Here is a 1,305-nt window from a genome sequence, read left to right as displayed (position 1 = left end):
AAGGCCGCCGGGACGCCGTCGACCATCTTGGTCAGCGTCGGCAGCCCGCCGCCGGCCCAGTTGATGCCGACCCGCATCAGGGAGATGCCGATCACGAGGATGATCGTACCGGTGACGACAGGCGGAAAAAGAGGCAATAACCTGCTGACGAAAGGTGCAACGATTACGCCGAAAATGCCGGCGGCTATCACCGAGCCGTAGATTCCGAGCAGTCCGACACCCGGCGCCGCGGCCATGGAGAGCATCGGACCGACCGACGCGAATGTGACGCCCATCATGACCGGCAGCCGGATACCGACGCCGGGAAAGCCGAAGCACTGCACCAGCGTCGCCAGACCGCAGGCGAACAGGTCGGCGCTGATCAGGAAAGCGACGTCTTCCGGCGGCAGGCCCAGGGCGCGGCCGATGATCAGCGGGACCGCGACAGCGCCGGCATACATCACCAGGACGTGCTGCAGGGCCAGGGGAAGCAGCCGTGGTAGTGGGAGACGCTCGTCTACGGGATGGATGGTTGTCGCCATGGTTTACTGATGCCTCTGCTTTGCGTCGCGCGCCTCGGTTGTCGTCGAGGCTCTGCTGAGTGCAATGTTCAGGCCATCGGCGTCCCATGGTTCGCAGGCCGGAGGGAAGGCCGGAATGCTCCGCCCGCCCTCCGGTGGCGCCCTCAATCGGAGGCGTCGATCGTGTCGTCCAGAGTGAAGCCGACCTTGAGGGTGACCTGATAGTGCGAGACCTTGCCGTTCTCGATATGGCCGCGCGTCTCCAGCACCTCGAACCAGCGCAGATGCTTCAGCTTCTTGGAAGCCCGCTCGACCGCGTTCTGGACGGCGTCCTCGACGCTGGTGGGGGATGAGCCGACGAGTTGGATGATCTTGTAGATGTGATCGCTCATGGTGCGCCCTCTTCTGAAGGTTCGTTGACCCTGGTGTAACACCTGGAAACGGAGAATGGCGGCGGGAAACGCCGGAGGGCCTTTTTTCGACAACCTGTTAAAAAACTCACAGTATTTGGAAAAACCGGGGCGCATCCTTCCTGCCAAGTAAATGCCCATGAAACACCTGAGTTGTTCGCAACATCAACACCAGGACCCTCATGACACCGGTAATTCCATTGCTGGCTATCGCGATCGGCTTGACCATCCTGATAGGCATTTCGGCTCTTTATCTGCGAGGCAATAATCAACGGGTGCAGCTGGAGCGGCTGATGATGGTCGCCAGCTCCCACTTTCTCGGCAATACCGCCGCCTTGCGGCCGTTCCAGAAAGCCCATATCGCCGATCCCCTGGACCCGGGCAGCTACAAGGAC

General features: G+C 61.5%; 3 protein-coding genes. 1 reads left to right on the top strand and 2 read right to left on the bottom strand.

Annotation, left to right across the window (positions count from 1 at the left end; all coding sequences use genetic code 11):
• A partial coding sequence (locus AC5JJ6_RS03440; RefSeq protein WP_496040704.1) for a solute carrier family 23 protein occupies positions 1-521 on the bottom strand: 521 nt, incomplete at its 3' end.
• A gap of 143 nt (positions 522-664) precedes the next feature.
• Positions 665-892 (bottom strand): dodecin, encoded by a 228-nt coding sequence (locus AC5JJ6_RS03435; RefSeq protein WP_496040703.1) that lies wholly within the window; start codon positions 890-892, stop codon positions 665-667.
• Between the two features lie 218 nt (positions 893-1,110).
• On the opposite strand from AC5JJ6_RS03435, the gene AC5JJ6_RS03430 reads away from it, so the two are divergent.
• Positions 1,111-1,305: hypothetical protein (locus AC5JJ6_RS03430; protein ID WP_496040702.1), on the top strand; the 195-nt coding region annotated here is incomplete at its 3' end.

It is taken from the genome of Skermanella sp. (assembly GCF_059503625.1).
Note: the sequence above shows the minus strand (reverse complement) of the source record. Positions and strands in the feature narration are given on the sequence as shown.